The sequence below is a fragment of the Pseudomonas sp. Irchel s3a12 genome (assembly GCF_900187485.1).
Taxonomy (GTDB): domain Bacteria; phylum Pseudomonadota; class Gammaproteobacteria; order Pseudomonadales; family Pseudomonadaceae; genus Aquipseudomonas; species Aquipseudomonas neuropathica.
Genome location: NZ_FYDN01000015.1, coordinates 60,493 through 74,345, shown reverse-complemented (window position 1 = coordinate 74,345; position 13,853 = coordinate 60,493). Strand labels below are relative to the sequence as shown.

Here is a 13,853-nt window from a genome sequence, read left to right as displayed (position 1 = left end):
AGGTGGTGGCGATCAAATGGCCGTTGCACTGAACCCTGACGAGCGGCGCAGGTCGATTAGCTTGTATGGCTCAAGTGAGCCAACCCCCATACAGGAGCTGCCCCATGGATTTCATTCGCATCATCATCGCTATTCTGTTGCCACCACTGGGCGTGTTTCTGCAGGTCGGGTTTGGCGGGGCGTTCTGGTTGAACATTCTGCTGACGTTGTGCGGTTATATTCCGGGGATCGTGCATGCGGTGTACATCATCGCCAAGCGCTGAGTACTGCGGCGCCAAGTAGATAGCTTTCGCGAGCAGGCTCGCTCCCACAGGGGATTTGTGAACAACACAGATCCAATGTGGGAGCGAGCCTGCTCGCGAATGGGGCAACCCGGTTTTGAACGGGGCGCGGTGATCAGTCCGTCAATCCCATTACCTGGCGATAGAACTTCCACTCCTGCTCCAGCGCATGCGCTTGATTGGCCGCGCGGCGGAAGCCGTGGCGTTCGTCGGGGTAGTAATGCGCTTCGACCGGGACGCCGTTGTGCTCCAGCGCCGTGACCATGTCGCGGGTCTGTTGCGGCACTACCACGGCGTCCAGTTCACCCTGAAAGAAAATCACCGGTACGCGGATGTTGTTTGCGTGCAACAACGGCGTGCGTGCGGCGTAGCGTTCGGCGTCTTGCTCGGGATCGCCGATCAGCCAGTCCAGATAATCACCTTCAAATTTGTGCGTAGCTCGAGCCAACGCAACCGGGTCGCTGACGCCGTACAAGCTCGCTCCAGCGCGGAAGACTTGCTTGAACGCCAGCGCACATAACGTGGTGTAGCCACCTGCGCTGCCGCCACGAATGAATGCGCGATCACCGTCGATCAAACCCTGGCCGGCGAGATAACTCACCACCGCACAAGCATCCTCGACATCCACCTCACCCCAGCTCAGATGCAAGGCCTGCCGATATTCGCGGCCATAACCGCTGCTGCCGCGATAGTTGAGATCGGCCACGGCGAAGCCGCGTTGCGTCCAGTATTGAATGCGCGGGTCGAGCATCGGGTAGCAGGCCGATGTCGGGCCGCCGTGGATGAACACCACCAGCGGCGGGTTTGTCTCGCCGCTCATGGCCGGATAAAAGAACCCATGCGCTTCGCCCGAACCGCTTGGGTAACACAGGGTTTGCGGACGGCTAATGCGCTCTGCGGGTAAAGGCGCTACGCCGCCGGCCAGCATGTTCACTTTGCGCGTCGCCCGATCAATGGCGATGACCGCAGAAGGACTGATCGGCGAGGCGGCGATGCAGTAGATAAATTGCGCATCCAAAGCCAAATGCCGGAAACGACTGTAGTCACCGGTGAAGTCGTCATCGCCTAATGTCAGACGGCCGAAACCGCCTTCACTCCAACTGGCTAAAACCGAATTTTCAACAGGCAACCAAGTGCAGCCGCCCAGTTGCCACGGTGCTGGCGCGTGATCGGCTTGCGCAGCAGGTAATGGCTCCAAACCGTTGGAAGTCTCAGCCCACGGCTGCCAGAATCCACCACGATCGGTCAGGCAATAAAGGCGATTGTCGGCATCGAATCGCGGTTGCTGAATGGACTCTTCAACCTCGGTGCCGGCAATGCATTGCGGCGAACCAAATGCACCGTCAGTCGAACGCTCAGCCACCATCAACCGGGTCGACGTCCACGGCTGATGCGGCCGACTCCACTCGATCCAGGCCAAGCGCTGGCCATCCACACTAAGGATTGGCGCCGCATAAAAATCCGCGCCTTCAGCCAATAAATGCCGCCCACCGTCAGCCAGATCGATTGCTACCAGCCGATGCTGATCTTGCTGTTCTTCGACCGCCAGCACTTGGCCGAAAGCAAAATGCAGATCGCCATAACGGCACTCGCCCGAGGTCAATGCTTCCGGCTCGCCACCGAGCTTCTGGCGATACAACTGCTGATCCGCCTCAGCGACGAAAACCACCCCATCCGGCGTCAGACAAAACGCGCCACCGCCATATTCGTACACGCGACTGCGCACGCTAAAACCATTCGGCGTCAGACATTTCGTCACGCCATCGCGCCAATGCCAGATCCGGCACGCGGCATCTTCCGGACGATATTCATTCCAGAACAGCCCGTTGGCGCCGAGCTGAAGTTCGGCGAAGTCCATGCCGGCAGCGACGGCTTGCGAAGCGCTGAATGGCTCAGCCCTTGGCGATGAGGCGCGAGTTTCGTTCATTGCGGAAGGCCAGTTGTTCGATGGTTTGAGTGGCAGTCTCGGCTTCTTCGCGGGCCTTGAGAATCACGCCGTGATGTTCGGACTTGCTGCACACCGGGTCGGCATTGCTCGCATCACCGGTGAGCATGAACGCCTGACAGCGGCAGCCGCCGAAGTCTTTTTCTTTCTCGTCGCACGAGCGGCACGGCTCGGGCATCCAGTCGTAACCACGGAAGCGGTTGAAGCCGAACGAGTCGTACCAGATGTGCTGCATGCTGTGATCGCGCACATTGGGAAATTGCACCGGCAACTGTCGGGCGCCATGACAAGGCAGGGCGGTGCCGTCCGGTGTGACTGTCAGAAAAATACTGCCCCAGCCGTTCATGCAGGCCTTCGGGCGTTCTTCGTAGTAATCCGGGGTGACGAAAATCAGCTTGCACGGATGCCCTTCGGCTTCCAGCTTCGCGCGGTATTCGTTGGTGATGCGCTCGGCGCGCACCAGTTGCTCTTTGGTCGGCAACAGGCCGACACGATTGAGCTGCGCCCAACCGTAAAACTGGCAGGTGGCGAGTTCAACGAAGTCGGCTTCCAGCGCAATGCACAGCTCGATGATGCGGTCGATCTTGTCGATGTTGTGCCGATGGGTGACGAAGTTCAGCACCATCGGATAGCCGTGGGCCTTCACTGCGCGAGCCATTTCCAGCTTTTGCGCGAAAGCCTTTTTCGAGCCGGCCAGCAGGTTGTTCACTTGCTCATCGCTGGCCTGAAAACTGATCTGGATGTGATCGAGCCCGGCCTTCTTGAAGTCGCTGATTTTCTGCTCGGTCAGGCCGATGCCAGAGGTGATCAGGTTGGTGTAGAAACCCAACTGCCGCGCTTCATGAATCAGCTCGGCGAGATCCTGACGCACCAGCGGCTCGCCACCGGAAAAGCCCAGTTGCGCCGCGCCCATCTCCCGCGCTTCGCGGAACACCTTGATCCACTGCTCGGTGCTCAGCTCTTTGCCCTGCTCGGCGAAATCCAGCGGATTGGAGCAGTACGGGCATTGCAGCGGGCAGCGGTAGGTCAGCTCGGCGAGCAGCCACAGCGGCAGGCCGACTTCAGGCTTGGGCGGCAGATCAGGCAAGTTCGATCCAGTGCTGCGCACGGGCAACCTCCATGAATTGCTCGATGTCGTCACCGAGCTCAGGCACGCCCGGGAACTGCTCATCAAGTTTGGCAATGATTGCCGCGACATCGCGTTCGCCGTCGATTAAACCGCCGATCAACGCAGCGGTTTCGTTGAGTTTGATCATGCCTTCGGGGTAGAGCAGCACATGGCCTTTCTGCGCCGGTTCGTACTGGAAGCGGTAGCCGGGACGCCAGGTCGGGACTTTGCTGCGGTCGAAACTCATAAGGTGATTCCTTTGTGCCAGACGCGTTGCTCGGTGACACTGTGATACGGCGGGCGGTTCAGTTCGTAGGCCATGCTCATGGAATCGAGCATGCTCCAAAGAATGTCCAGTTTGAACTGGAGAATTTCCAGCATGCGCTCCTGGCCTTCACGCGTCTTGTAGTGCTCAAGCGTGATCGCCAGACCGTGCTCGACATCGCGTCGCGCCTGACCGAGACGGGTGCGGAAGTATTCGTAACCGGCCGGGTCGATCCACGGATAATGCTGCGGCCAACTGTCGAGGCGCGACTGGTGGATCTGTGGTGCAAACAGTTCGGTCAACGAGCTGCTGGCGGCTTCCTGCCAACTGGCGCGGCGGGCGAAGTTGACGTAGGCGTCGACGGCGAAACGCACGCCGGGCAGCACCAGTTCCTGGGAACGCAGTTGATCAGGGTCGAGGCCGACCGCTTGGCCGAGACGCAGCCAGGCTTCGATGCCGCCGTCCTCGCCGGGGGCGCCGTCGTGGTCGAGCAGGCGTTGAATCCACTCGCGGCGGATTTCCCGATCGGGGCAGTTGGCGAGGATCGCCGCGTCCTTCAGGGGGATGTTCACCTGATAGTAGAAGCGGTTGGCGACCCAGCCCTGAATCTGTTCGCGGGTGGCGCGGCCTTCGTACATCGCCACATGGTACGGGTGGTAGATGTGGTAATAGGCGCCTTTGGCGCGCAGGGCCGCTTCGAATTCGGCCGGGGAAAGCGGGGTGTCGGTCATTGCGGTTCTCCGGGGAACAACCCTAGAAATATCTGGTGTCTGTACCGGCCTTATCGCGAGCAGGCTCACTCCTACAAGTGATCGCATTCCAATGTAGGAGTGAGCCTGCTCGCGATAGACCGCGCAGCGGTCTCAAATGCTTACAGCACAATACTCATGCCATCGAACGCCACTTCAACATTACGCCGGGCCAACTCAGCACGCTCCGGCGAATCTTCATCGAGAATCGGATTGGTGTTGTTGATGTGGATAAGCACTTTGCGCTGCTCAGGCAACTGCTCCAGCACTTCGAGCATGCCGCCAGGGCCGTTCTGCGCCAGATGGCCCATCTCGCGACCGGTGCGGGTGCCGACGCCACGGCGCTGCATTTCATCGTCATCCCACATCGTGCCGTCCACCAGCAGGCAATCGCTGCCGGCCATGATCTCCAGCAACGGCGCATCGACCTTGCCCAGGCCCGGCGCATAGAAAAATTTGCCGCCGGTCTTCAAGTCTTCAACGATCAAACCGATGTTGTCGCCCGGGTGAGGATCGAAGCGGTGCGGCGAGTACGGCGGCGCGGCGCTACGCAACGGCAGCGGGGTGAAGCGCAGGTTCGGGCATGCGGCCACGGTGAAGCTCTGGTCGAGTTCGATGCGGTTCCAGTCCAGCCCGCCGTTCCAGTGGGTGAGCATCTTGAACAGCGGAAAACCAGTGCTCAGATCTTCATGAACCATGTCCGTGCACCAGACCTGATGCGGGCAGCCTTCGCGCAGGCTGAGCAGGCCGGTGGTGTGGTCGATCTGGCTGTCCATCAGAATGATCGCGCTGATGCCGGTGTCACGCAGGGCGCGGCCCGGTTGCATCGGGGCGAAGCTTTGCAGCTGTGCGCGGATGTCCGGCGAGGCGTTGCACAGTACCCAGTTCACGCCGTCATCGGAAATCGCGATGGACGATTGGGTGCGGGCCTTGGCATTCAGGCTGCCGTCGCGAAAGCCTGCGCAATTGACGCAGTTGCAGTTCCACTGCGGAAAACCGCCACCGGCGGCCGAACCCAGAATCTGGACGAACATGAACGCTCCATCATTTCTACGCGGAAAATAAAACGCCCCGGCGAGCCGAGGCGTTGCACTGCAATTCTACGTAAGCAGAACTCAGCGGCTGGCGAAGTACATGGTGACTTCGAAGCCGATACGCAGGTCGGTGTAAGCCGGTTTTGTCCAGGACATAGGGTGTCTCCTCAGGTTGGGTGGGATAGCGCTGTCCATAGGTATAGTCCACGGCAGCGCAAAGATGTTCCAAATAGTTAGGCGGCTATGTTACTCAAAATTTCACCGGGTTTGCCCGTGAATATTCGAGAAAGCTCCTTGCAGCCTCGGTAATGATCAATTTGTCGTTTGCCATGGGTTACCGGGTGCGGGGTCGCTGGCGAGACAGAGCCAGCCGCCTTCGGCGTTGATCAAGCGCTGTGCTGCGTTAAACAACGCCTGGCGATCCAGTTGGCCAATGGCGGCGAGTAATTGCCCAAGATAATCCGACGAGTGGCCTGCGAGTCTGGCCTGCCAGAGCAGCTCAGCAGCGTCTTTGCTGGATAGATTGGCTGCGTCGAATTGATCCGCGAGGTTATGCCGCTGCTGGTTGAGGCTGGCCTCATCAAACTGTTCGATCAGCGCGGGCATACCTTTGAGGAACTGTTGAATGTGTTTGAGCAACTCCGCAGGTCTGGCGCTCGGGGATTGCACGCCAAACAGCAGGGCGGTTTGGCCATTCATCTGACGAAGCGCACTGAACACCGCATAGCCCAATTGCAATTCGACGCGCAGGCGCTGGTAGAACGGCGTCTGGCACACGTGCGCCAACAGTCGCCACGCGGCGTCCTCGACGATGTCGCGGCTGGTGGCGGGGCAGAACAACAGCACGGCGTGTTCGCTGGAGGCGGTATCGACATGGCGCCAGTGTTTTTGCGCGGTGATTGCCGCCGGCGCTGCCAGTTGGTTGTCCGGGATGCCGGGAACCCGGCTCAGGGCCAGGCCCAAGGCGGACTGGGTCTGTTGGCTCAGTCCCAACGCGAGGCCGTCCCAATGCGAAGTTGTCCACAGCTGTTGGGCGTCGTCGCCGGTTTTAGCTGATTCCAGCGCCTGTTCCGGCAGCGCTTTCAGCAACTGGCGAATGGGGATCAGCGGCGTTTCCGCCTCACTACGCAACGAATCGGCGTCAACTTGCGTCAGACATTTCAGCGCATGCTCCAGGACGCTGGGCATTGGCTCCTGCAGGCCGGTGAGCTTGAGCAACCATTGATGCCCTGTGGTGCTGAAAGACAACTCGACTCCAGCCTCGCGCGCGTCTTGCTGAGTTTCCCGAAGACTGCGTTGCAATCTCGAGTGCAGATCAGGGCTGGCGGCAGACTCAACCTGCCAACGCAGATAAATCGCGCCTTCATTGCCGCTGTCCGGCAAGACCTGGCTGAACTGCATCGGCGAGCGTTCGCGACGGCCGCGCGAGCGATCCTGAGCAAATGTACGAAGGCCACGGTGGGCGCTGGTTTGGCCGCGAATCAGGCCTGCATTGGCGAGCGGTTCGCTGGTGCGCAGGAATGGATTGGCAGCAGGTAATCGCCAGTGAGCGCTGAAGTTATCCACAACACCGATTTCACGGAGCAGATGTTTGAGGGCGCTGATGCCGCTGTCGGACAGACCACTCTCTTGTCGCTCGCTGTCGAGTCGTGCCAGTTGCAGAGCGCCGCTGACTTGTTGCTGGCGCTGAACCAGGGCCGTGTATTCCGCCCGCAGCGGCGTCCAATCCTGTTGCGCGAAGAAGCTCAGCCAATCCTTTGCGCGTTCGCTAATGGCGTTCATCGATTCGGCTGGTGCGATGAATGCCAGATGTAGCAAGGCTTGCCCCGCAAAGCAGTACAGGGGTGCGGCTTTCAGATCATCCGCCAGATTCTGTTCCTGCAGATGCGCCAGTAACCCCCCGGGCTTGGCACTGTTCAGCCAGTGGCAGAGGAATGCCATTGCCTCGGCGGAAGTCTCCGGCAAATCATCGAACGCAAACAGCAGATTGCCGCGTCGCTCAGCGGCCTGTTGATAACTTTTCACCGCCAGCGGCAGGGGCGCCACCTGTGCAACTTTATCCCCAACCGGCAAAGCCGCTGCGAACTGCTCGGCCAGCGCGCGCAGCTCTTCAAGGCTCTGCGGCCCCACCAGGCTCAAGCTCATTTGTCCGGTGCGATAGAACTGCTGGTGGAAATCCTTCAACGCCTGTTGAAACGCTGGCAATTCCACTTTCAGGCTGTCCCGATTCCCCGCATGAAATCCGCGCAACGGATGCTCTGCCGGTAAACCCTCATACAACGCAAACTGCTGCTGAGCCGCAGGATCTTGCGACCAGGCGACAAATTCCGCCTGCAACACTTCCCGTTCCCGCAGTTGATCGTCCAGATTCATACGCGGCTTGGCTAGCATGTCTGACAGACGCTCCAACCCCTTGCTGAACGAGCGCGTCGGCAGCTCAAAGAAAAAGTCAGTGGTGCGTTCGCGAGTGCTGGCATTCACTTGGCCACCGTGGCGCTGCACGTAGGCCATCAACCCTTCGTCCGCCGGAAAACGCTCAGTGCCGAGAAACAGCAAATGCTCGAGGAAATGCGCCAGCCCCGGCCACGCCAATGGCACGTCATGACTACCGGCAGCCACCCGCAGGGCAGCGGCACTGCGCTTGAGGCCTGGCACATGACGCAGGGTCACGCGCAAGCCGTTGGCCAGGGTTTCGGTGTGGGGGCGGGGGTGAGTCGGCGCAGGCATGGGCACTTCCAGAACAGTGGAGTGCCCATGCTAGCGGATTAGCGCTTGTTCAGCGCGCCGTAAAGCTCCGGGCGGCGGTCGCTGAGGTAGCGATTGGCCGCGCGTGAATCGATCATCAACTGCCGATCCAGTTCGCCGACGATCAATGCTTCGTCCAGACCGGCCTGAGCAATACGGCTGCCGTCAGGCGCGGCGATGCTGCTTTGCCCGCAATAGTGGATATCGCCTTCATGGCCGCAGTAGTTGGCGTAGGCCACGTAGCATTGGTTTTCGAAGGCGCGGGAGCGTACGGAGACATCGGCGATAAAATCGAACGGAATCATGTTCGCCGTCGGCACCAGAATCAGCTCGGCGCCGTCGAGGGCCAGGCGTCGGGAGTTTTCCGGGAATTCCAGGTCGTAGCAGATCAGGAAACCGAGTTTCCAGCCGTTCAGTTCAACCAGCGGAAAATCGCCTTCACCGGGGCTGAACATCGAGCGATCAAGGTCACCGAACAGGTGCGTCTTGCGGTAATTGCACAGGCGCTCACCGTTGGCGTCTATCAACTGCACGGCGTTGTAGATCTGCCCGTCCGCCGTGCGCTCGGGGTAACCGTAGAGAATCGCCAAACCGGCCGACTTGGCAATGCGGCCGATCTGCTGCGCCCATTCCCCGTTGTAGACCTCAGCCAGGGTGCTGACCGCTTCGGCGCCAATGTTGTAGCCGGTCATGAACATCTCCGGCAGCACCAGCAGATCGGCGCCTTTGGCCTCCATCGCCACTTGATGCAGGCGTTGCAGGTTGGCGGCAGGGTCCAGAGGCAGCGGTGGACATTGGTAAAGGGCTACACGCATCAAGGATTCCTCTTACTCGGGCAGGGCGATAGGGCCGATGTCTTTGAACACATCACCCGGGCCCGGGTTCGCTTTATGTGTCGAACCGCCGAAATGCTTCATGATCCCCCACACCGCGTTGAGCGACGTCTGCACCGCGCCTTCAACCCATGCCGGTGTCCACGAAACGTCGTCGCCAGCGATGAAGATCCCGCGCTGCTCGGCGGGCATCTCGTCCTGCATGAAGTGCGCGTACATGCGCTGGTTGTAGCGATAGTGGCCGGGCAGGGCGCCCTTGAACGCACCGAGAAAGTAAGGGTCGGCTTCCCACGACACGGTGATCGGATCGCCGATGATGCGCGCGGCGATGTCGACTTTCGGGTAGATCTTTTTCAGCGCGTTCAACGCCAGCTCAACGCGTTTTTCCACCGGGTGCGGAAGCATCTTCAAGGCGTCGCTCATCCACGAGTACGACAGGCAGATCACCCCCGGTTTGTCGTCGCCGTTGTCGAACAGATAAGTGCCGCGGGTCAGGCGATCGGTGAGGGTCATGCTCATCAGGTCGCGGCCGGTTTCCGGGTCTTTGTCTTTCCAGAATGGCCGGTCGACCATCACGAAAGTCTTCGACGATTGCATATAGCGGGTGCGGTCGAGGGCCATCCACATCTTCTGCGAGAACAGGGTTTCGTCGCATTCGATCTGGGTGGTCAGCAGCCAGCTCTGGCAAGTGGTCAGCACTGCGGCGTATTCGCGAGTGTCGCCATTATTGTCGGTGACCGCGAAACGGCCATCGGCCGCGTGAGCGATTTTCTTCACCCCCGAGCGTGGCGCACCACGGTGCAGGGATTTCAGGCTGGTGCCTTCCGGCCAGTGCACGCAACGCTCCGGCACATGCCGCCAGATGCCTTGTGGGACTTGCTCGACGCCACCGACCACCAGGTGCTGGTGATCGTCGCAGTTGGTCATCACCACGCGGAAGATTTCCAGCATCGAGTTGGGGAAGTCGGAATCCCAGCCGCCGGTGCCGAAACCGACCTGCCCGAACACTTCGCGGTGATGGAACGACAGTTTGGCGAAGGCTTCGGAGGTGGCGACGAAGTCGTAGAACGTTCGGTCGTCCCACAACGGCACCAGGGTATTCCAAAGTTCTTTCAGGCGCGGCACATCGCGATCGCGGATGGCTTGCTGGATATCGGCGAACTGCGAGCCGGCTTCCAGTGCGTCCGCCCAGGCGTCAGCCACTTCCTGAAACAGTGCAGGAAGATCCGCCAGCTTTTGTGCGTAATGGGTTTTGCCTTCCAGGTCGATCACGGTGCTGCCGGAGGCCGGCGTCAGCGGGTTCGGGAAAGGTTTGGTTTCCAGGCCGAGCTTGTCGACGTAGTGATAGAACGCGGTGGAGGACACCGGAAAACGCATGCCACCCAGTTCCGCGACGATGCCGTCAGTGCCGTTGAACGCTTGCGAGCGCAGACGCCCGCCGAGCTTCGAAGCCTCGTAGACCACCGGTTTCAGGCCGAGCTTCATCAGCTCGTAAGCCGCTACCAGGCCGGCGATGCCAGCGCCGACGATCGCCACTTCAGCGCCATGATGATGTTCAGGAATAGTGCCGAGACCGGCCGGGTGCTCGATCCAGTCGTCGAACGCGAACGGAAAGTCCGGGCCGAAAATAGTGACTGGTTTCTTACCGTCTGCAGGATGGCGATTGTTCTTGTTCATGGCTGACCTTGCTGGCGACCCGACGCAGGATGCGCGTCTGAGTATAGGAAAAGATGCCAGCCATTCTAGGGAGCGTAGAACACGTTAATAAGACGCAAAATGTCGTCGTTTTGCCAATTAACATATCAATATGACGATCAGAGACTGCACATCGACCAGCGTGTAGAAGCGAGCCTGCTCGCGAAGAGGCCCTCTGATCCAGCCGAGAAGCCCGATCAAAACCTTAAACTGGCTGCCCCCGATCAATCTTGCTACTCAGAATGATCGACGTCGTCGTCTTCTCCACCCCGTCCACACTGCCAATCTGATCCAACAACTGATCCAGTTGCTCCGGCGAATCGGTGCGCAACCACGCCACATAATCAAACTCGCCACTCACGGCACACAGCTGCTGCACCTGCGCCATCGCACTCAACCGGCGCAACACCTCTTTGCCTGAGCGCGGCTGCACCTTGATCCCGACATACGCCTGCAACCCGCCATCGACCACTCGCTGGCCGAGACGCACGCCATAACCGGTGATCACTTTGGCTTTTTCCAGCCGCGCCAGACGCGACGTCACAGTGGTGCGCGCGATGCCCAATTGCCGCGCGAGCATGGCTACGCTTTCACGGGCATTGATCTGCAGGGCGGCGATCAGCTGACGGTCGATTTCATCAAGCACGGGCGGGCGGATGTCTGGCAAGGGGGCGGCTCCATTGGCGCGAATCGGTGGCTTGCGCATGTTACAGGCTCAATAGAGCGGACGCTTGCAGGCGATGATCGGGTTTTCATCTGCGTGTCGACGATATTGAACTGCTGAAAACTGACCGTTACTTCACGCCCGTGTTGCTTAGGCCATAACCTCGGCAAACGCCTCCCGGAACCGGTGCATGTCATCGTCCGTGCCGACACTCACCCGAACCCAGGTCGGCCATTCTTTCCAGACGCGACCGACATGCACGCGACGCTCGGCCAAAGCCTTGACTATGTCACTCGCCGGGCGTCTGACGTCTATCATGAAGCAGTTGGCTTGGGACGCCGTGCAGCGAAAACCGCGCGTATTCAGCCACGCGACGGTTTCCTCGCGCAGGCGCGTATTGTTGTGTTTCCTTTGGCTCAACAACGACGCGTCTTCAAGGCTGGCGATTGCTCCCAGCAGGGACGATGCGGCTGGGACGTTGTAGTTGCCGAACACCTCCAGTTGTTCCAGCAACACCGGATTGCCCACCGCGATACCGAGCCTTGCGCCGGCCATGCCGTAAATTTTCGAAAAGGTACGCAGCACCAGCAGGTCGGGGTGTTCCTTGACCAGGGGAATGCACGTCGTGGCCTGCGAGAAATCAATGTAGGCCTCATCGACCAACAGAATCGAGCCTTTGGGTTTGTCCTTCAGGGCACGTTCGATATCGCTGCGAGCCGTGAGAGTGCCAGTCGGATTATTCGGGTTGCAGATATAGATCAAACCGGGCCGAGGGTCGGCAACCAGCATGCGCGGCAGGTCGTGGGCATGCTCGGCGTTCAGGGGAACCTCGTGGACAGTGACTTTCCTGCCACGAGCCGCCTGGGCGGGATCTTCGTAGGAGGGGGCGGCGACTACCAGACTGCCCTGCTGGGTGAAGGCATGCACGGCATGCTGCAAGGCCTGTTTGGAGCCGCAATACGTCTGGACGAAATCCTCGGGAATGCCTTGCTGGCGGGCAAACAGTGCATTGAGTCGGTACTGGATCTTGTAGGGATAACGTCCCGACAGGGCGATACCTTCCTGCATCGCGTGCCGGGCTGCCGCTGAGGGTCCCCAAGGACTTTCGTTGAAGTTGATCAGCACGTCATCGGAAGTTGCTGCTGTCGAGGCGGTTTCAATGTGAGCCTGTGCCCAGGGGTTGTGGGCCAGTAACGGCAGCGTCGCAGCAAATCCAACGAATGAGCGTCGAGTGACATCAACCATGAAAACTCCCTTTTCGGATCATCAGATGCGCCACGGCTGTGGGGCCTGGATACTGAAGTAACGAACTGGTTAATGGTTGATTTACAGGAGGGTGATCTCATGAGTAGAAAAGCACACGCAAAAAAAACGCCCATCATGGGCGGTTCAGCATGTGCAGCGAGCATCGGTTTTTCTCTGCGCGCAGACCGCTACAAGCGTTCTGCCAGCGAATTTGTAGAGTCCAGATGCGGTTCGTCGCGCAGCAACTTGAGGCTCTTGCCGTCCTTGCTGATGTTCGGCGTAGCGCTGCAGTGACGCATCGCCGAGCAAAGTACTTCCCGGTCCTGCGGGTCGAGTTTGGGTTCCAGGACGCTGACAGGGTTCATCTGACCCTCTGGTTTCATGCCACCTTGGGATACGGACGGTTCAGTCATTGCTTTCACCCTGCACAAGGTCGATATGAAGGGTTTGCGACGATTTATCCTTGACCCAACGGGTCATACCCTCGGCATCCGTGGTGTCGAAGAAGCTGGTGCCGGAGGAGGACCAGACCTTGACCTTGCGGCCAGGCATGGGCTTGCCGGTTTCCTGGTTGATCAATTGAAAGCGCCCGGAGAATGGCGCGGGTAGAGACGGGATCGGGATGAAGGGCGCGGGAGTGTGCGTGTCGCCGATGATGATCGTGCTCAAGCCCTGAATGACCGGTGCACCGTGGTCGGTGACGCATGCCAAGCATGGCGGCGGGTTGGCCGTTGATGAAAACGGTGGAGGATACTCCTGAAGCAATGTGGCCTCCGCAAGCGGTGGCGTCGTTCAGTCGTGCGGCCTGCAGGCCTTCGAACATTACATCGGGGGAACCCGAAACGATCGGGTTGGTTGCATGTCCGGGCAATGGACAGGCGGTCGGATCTGTAACGCGTGCAGCAGGTTTACCACTCATTTTGCGAATCCTTGCAAAAGGGCGATAGCGGCGCAACGCTCGGCAGGCCTCAAGTCCGGGTGCTGCTGGTGAGCCAGTACCAAGTGTCGCGAAGCAACTGCCGGTGCCGCGCGCTGGTTAAAGGCCTTGACGGTGGGAGTGCGAAAGGTGATGTGTCTGTTGCAGCATCAGTGCACACGAGTGGACAGATTATGGACGGAACAAGCTATTCCGCGATTTTGAGGAGCCGCATTTTTTCGCTTCAGATACGCAAAAGCCGCGCATTTGCGCGGCTTTCAGGTTTGGTGGGCCCACACGGACTTGAACCGTGGACCAAAGGATTATGAGTCCTCTGCTCTAACCAACTGAGCTATAGGCCCTCAGTAGGTCG

The 13,853-nt window shown here is 59.7% G+C and carries 13 protein-coding genes, 1 tRNA gene and 1 pseudogene; 1 reads left to right on the top strand and 14 read right to left on the bottom strand.

The genetic code is table 11. From position 1 onward, the window contains the following. The first annotated feature begins 104 nt into the window (after positions 1-104). Positions 105-263 (top strand): YqaE/Pmp3 family membrane protein, encoded by a 159-nt coding sequence (locus CKW14_RS23570; RefSeq protein ID WP_003228885.1) that lies wholly within the window; start codon positions 105-107, stop codon positions 261-263. A gap of 133 nt (positions 264-396) precedes the next feature. Here CKW14_RS23570 and CKW14_RS23565 read toward each other — a convergent pair whose 3' ends face one another. The 14 genes and pseudogenes from CKW14_RS23565 to CKW14_RS23500 all read right to left on the bottom strand — a co-directional run bounded on the left by CKW14_RS23565 (position 397) and on the right by CKW14_RS23500 (position 13,842). Further along, positions 397-2,208 (bottom strand): S9 family peptidase, encoded by a 1,812-nt coding sequence (locus tag CKW14_RS23565; protein WP_095126226.1) that lies wholly within the window; start codon positions 2,206-2,208, stop codon positions 397-399. Next, entirely contained in the window at positions 2,174-3,313 is a 1,140-nt protein-coding gene (pqqE, locus tag CKW14_RS23560; protein ID WP_016983158.1) for a pyrroloquinoline quinone biosynthesis protein PqqE, read from the bottom strand. Before pqqE ends, CKW14_RS23565 begins: the two co-directional genes overlap by 35 nt. Then, positions 3,306-3,581 (bottom strand): pyrroloquinoline quinone biosynthesis peptide chaperone PqqD, encoded by a 276-nt coding sequence (pqqD, locus tag CKW14_RS23555; RefSeq protein ID WP_095050301.1) that lies wholly within the window; start codon positions 3,579-3,581, stop codon positions 3,306-3,308. Before pqqD ends, pqqE begins: the two co-directional genes overlap by 8 nt. Next, entirely contained in the window at positions 3,578-4,330 is a 753-nt protein-coding gene (pqqC, locus tag CKW14_RS23550; protein WP_095050302.1) for a pyrroloquinoline-quinone synthase PqqC, read from the bottom strand. Before pqqC ends, pqqD begins: the two co-directional genes overlap by 4 nt. Before the next feature lie 140 nt (positions 4,331-4,470). Further along, a complete protein-coding gene (gene pqqB / locus CKW14_RS23545) occupies positions 4,471-5,382 on the bottom strand; it encodes a pyrroloquinoline quinone biosynthesis protein PqqB (protein WP_095126225.1) in 912 nt (303 codons plus the stop codon). Between the two features lie 81 nt (positions 5,383-5,463). Continuing rightward, positions 5,464-5,538: a pyrroloquinoline quinone precursor peptide PqqA gene (pqqA, locus tag CKW14_RS23540; RefSeq protein ID WP_003422658.1), complete on the bottom strand. Its 75-nt coding sequence runs from the start codon at positions 5,536-5,538 to the stop codon at positions 5,464-5,466. A gap of 156 nt (positions 5,539-5,694) precedes the next feature. Beyond that, positions 5,695-8,109, bottom strand: coding sequence for a pyrroloquinoline quinone biosynthesis protein PqqF (gene pqqF / locus CKW14_RS23535; RefSeq protein ID WP_095126224.1), 2,415 nt, complete (start codon positions 8,107-8,109; stop codon positions 5,695-5,697). Positions 8,110-8,147: 38 nt separating this feature from the next. After that, positions 8,148-8,942 (bottom strand): carbon-nitrogen hydrolase family protein, encoded by a 795-nt coding sequence (locus CKW14_RS23530; protein ID WP_095126223.1) that lies wholly within the window; start codon positions 8,940-8,942, stop codon positions 8,148-8,150. Positions 8,943-8,954: 12 nt separating this feature from the next. Continuing rightward, entirely contained in the window at positions 8,955-10,637 is a 1,683-nt protein-coding gene (locus CKW14_RS23525) for an NAD(P)/FAD-dependent oxidoreductase (RefSeq protein WP_095050305.1), read from the bottom strand. 223 nt (positions 10,638-10,860) lie between these two features. Beyond that, on the bottom strand, positions 10,861-11,322 hold the full coding sequence (locus tag CKW14_RS23520; RefSeq protein WP_007910086.1) for an Lrp/AsnC family transcriptional regulator: 462 nt from the start codon (positions 11,320-11,322) through the stop codon (positions 10,861-10,863). A 147-nt stretch (positions 11,323-11,469) separates the two neighbouring features. After that, the gene (locus CKW14_RS23515) at positions 11,470-12,564 is read right to left on the bottom strand and encodes a pyridoxal phosphate-dependent aminotransferase (RefSeq protein ID WP_095126222.1); all 1,095 of its coding nucleotides are present in this window, start codon (positions 12,562-12,564) and stop codon (positions 11,470-11,472) included. Between the two features lie 188 nt (positions 12,565-12,752). After that, the gene (locus CKW14_RS30025) at positions 12,753-12,977 is read right to left on the bottom strand and encodes a hypothetical protein (protein ID WP_176471330.1); all 225 of its coding nucleotides are present in this window, start codon (positions 12,975-12,977) and stop codon (positions 12,753-12,755) included. After that, a pseudogene (locus tag CKW14_RS23505) lies at positions 12,970-13,483 on the bottom strand (PAAR domain-containing protein). Before CKW14_RS23505 ends, CKW14_RS30025 begins: the two are co-directional and overlap by 8 nt. Before the next feature lie 282 nt (positions 13,484-13,765). After that, positions 13,766-13,842: transfer RNA gene (locus tag CKW14_RS23500), tRNA-Ile, on the bottom strand. Between the last annotated feature and the right edge of the window lie 11 nt (positions 13,843-13,853).

Bases quoted from the DNA above. Each gene is read 5' to 3' on its own strand.
- CKW14_RS23565 (WP_095126226.1), bottom strand. From the start codon at position 2,208: ATGAACGAAACTCGCGCCTCATCGCCAAGGGCTGAGCCATTCAGCGCT.
- CKW14_RS30025 (WP_176471330.1), bottom strand. From the start codon at position 12,977: ATGACTGAACCGTCCGTATCCCAAGGTGGCATGAAACCAGAGGGTCAG.
- pqqB (WP_095126225.1), bottom strand. From the start codon at position 5,382: ATGTTCGTCCAGATTCTGGGTTCGGCCGCCGGTGGCGGTTTTCCGCAG.
- pqqC (WP_095050302.1), bottom strand. From the start codon at position 4,330: ATGACCGACACCCCGCTTTCCCCGGCCGAATTCGAAGCGGCCCTGCGC.
- CKW14_RS23515 (WP_095126222.1), bottom strand. From the start codon at position 12,564: ATGGTTGATGTCACTCGACGCTCATTCGTTGGATTTGCTGCGACGCTG.
- CKW14_RS23530 (WP_095126223.1), bottom strand. From the start codon at position 8,942: ATGCGTGTAGCCCTTTACCAATGTCCACCGCTGCCTCTGGACCCTGCC.
- pqqD (WP_095050301.1), bottom strand. From the start codon at position 3,581: ATGAGTTTCGACCGCAGCAAAGTCCCGACCTGGCGTCCCGGCTACCGC.
- CKW14_RS23570 (WP_003228885.1), top strand. From the start codon at position 105: ATGGATTTCATTCGCATCATCATCGCTATTCTGTTGCCACCACTGGGC.
- CKW14_RS23525 (WP_095050305.1), bottom strand. From the start codon at position 10,637: ATGAACAAGAACAATCGCCATCCTGCAGACGGTAAGAAACCAGTCACT.
- pqqF (WP_095126224.1), bottom strand. From the start codon at position 8,109: ATGCCTGCGCCGACTCACCCCCGCCCCCACACCGAAACCCTGGCCAAC.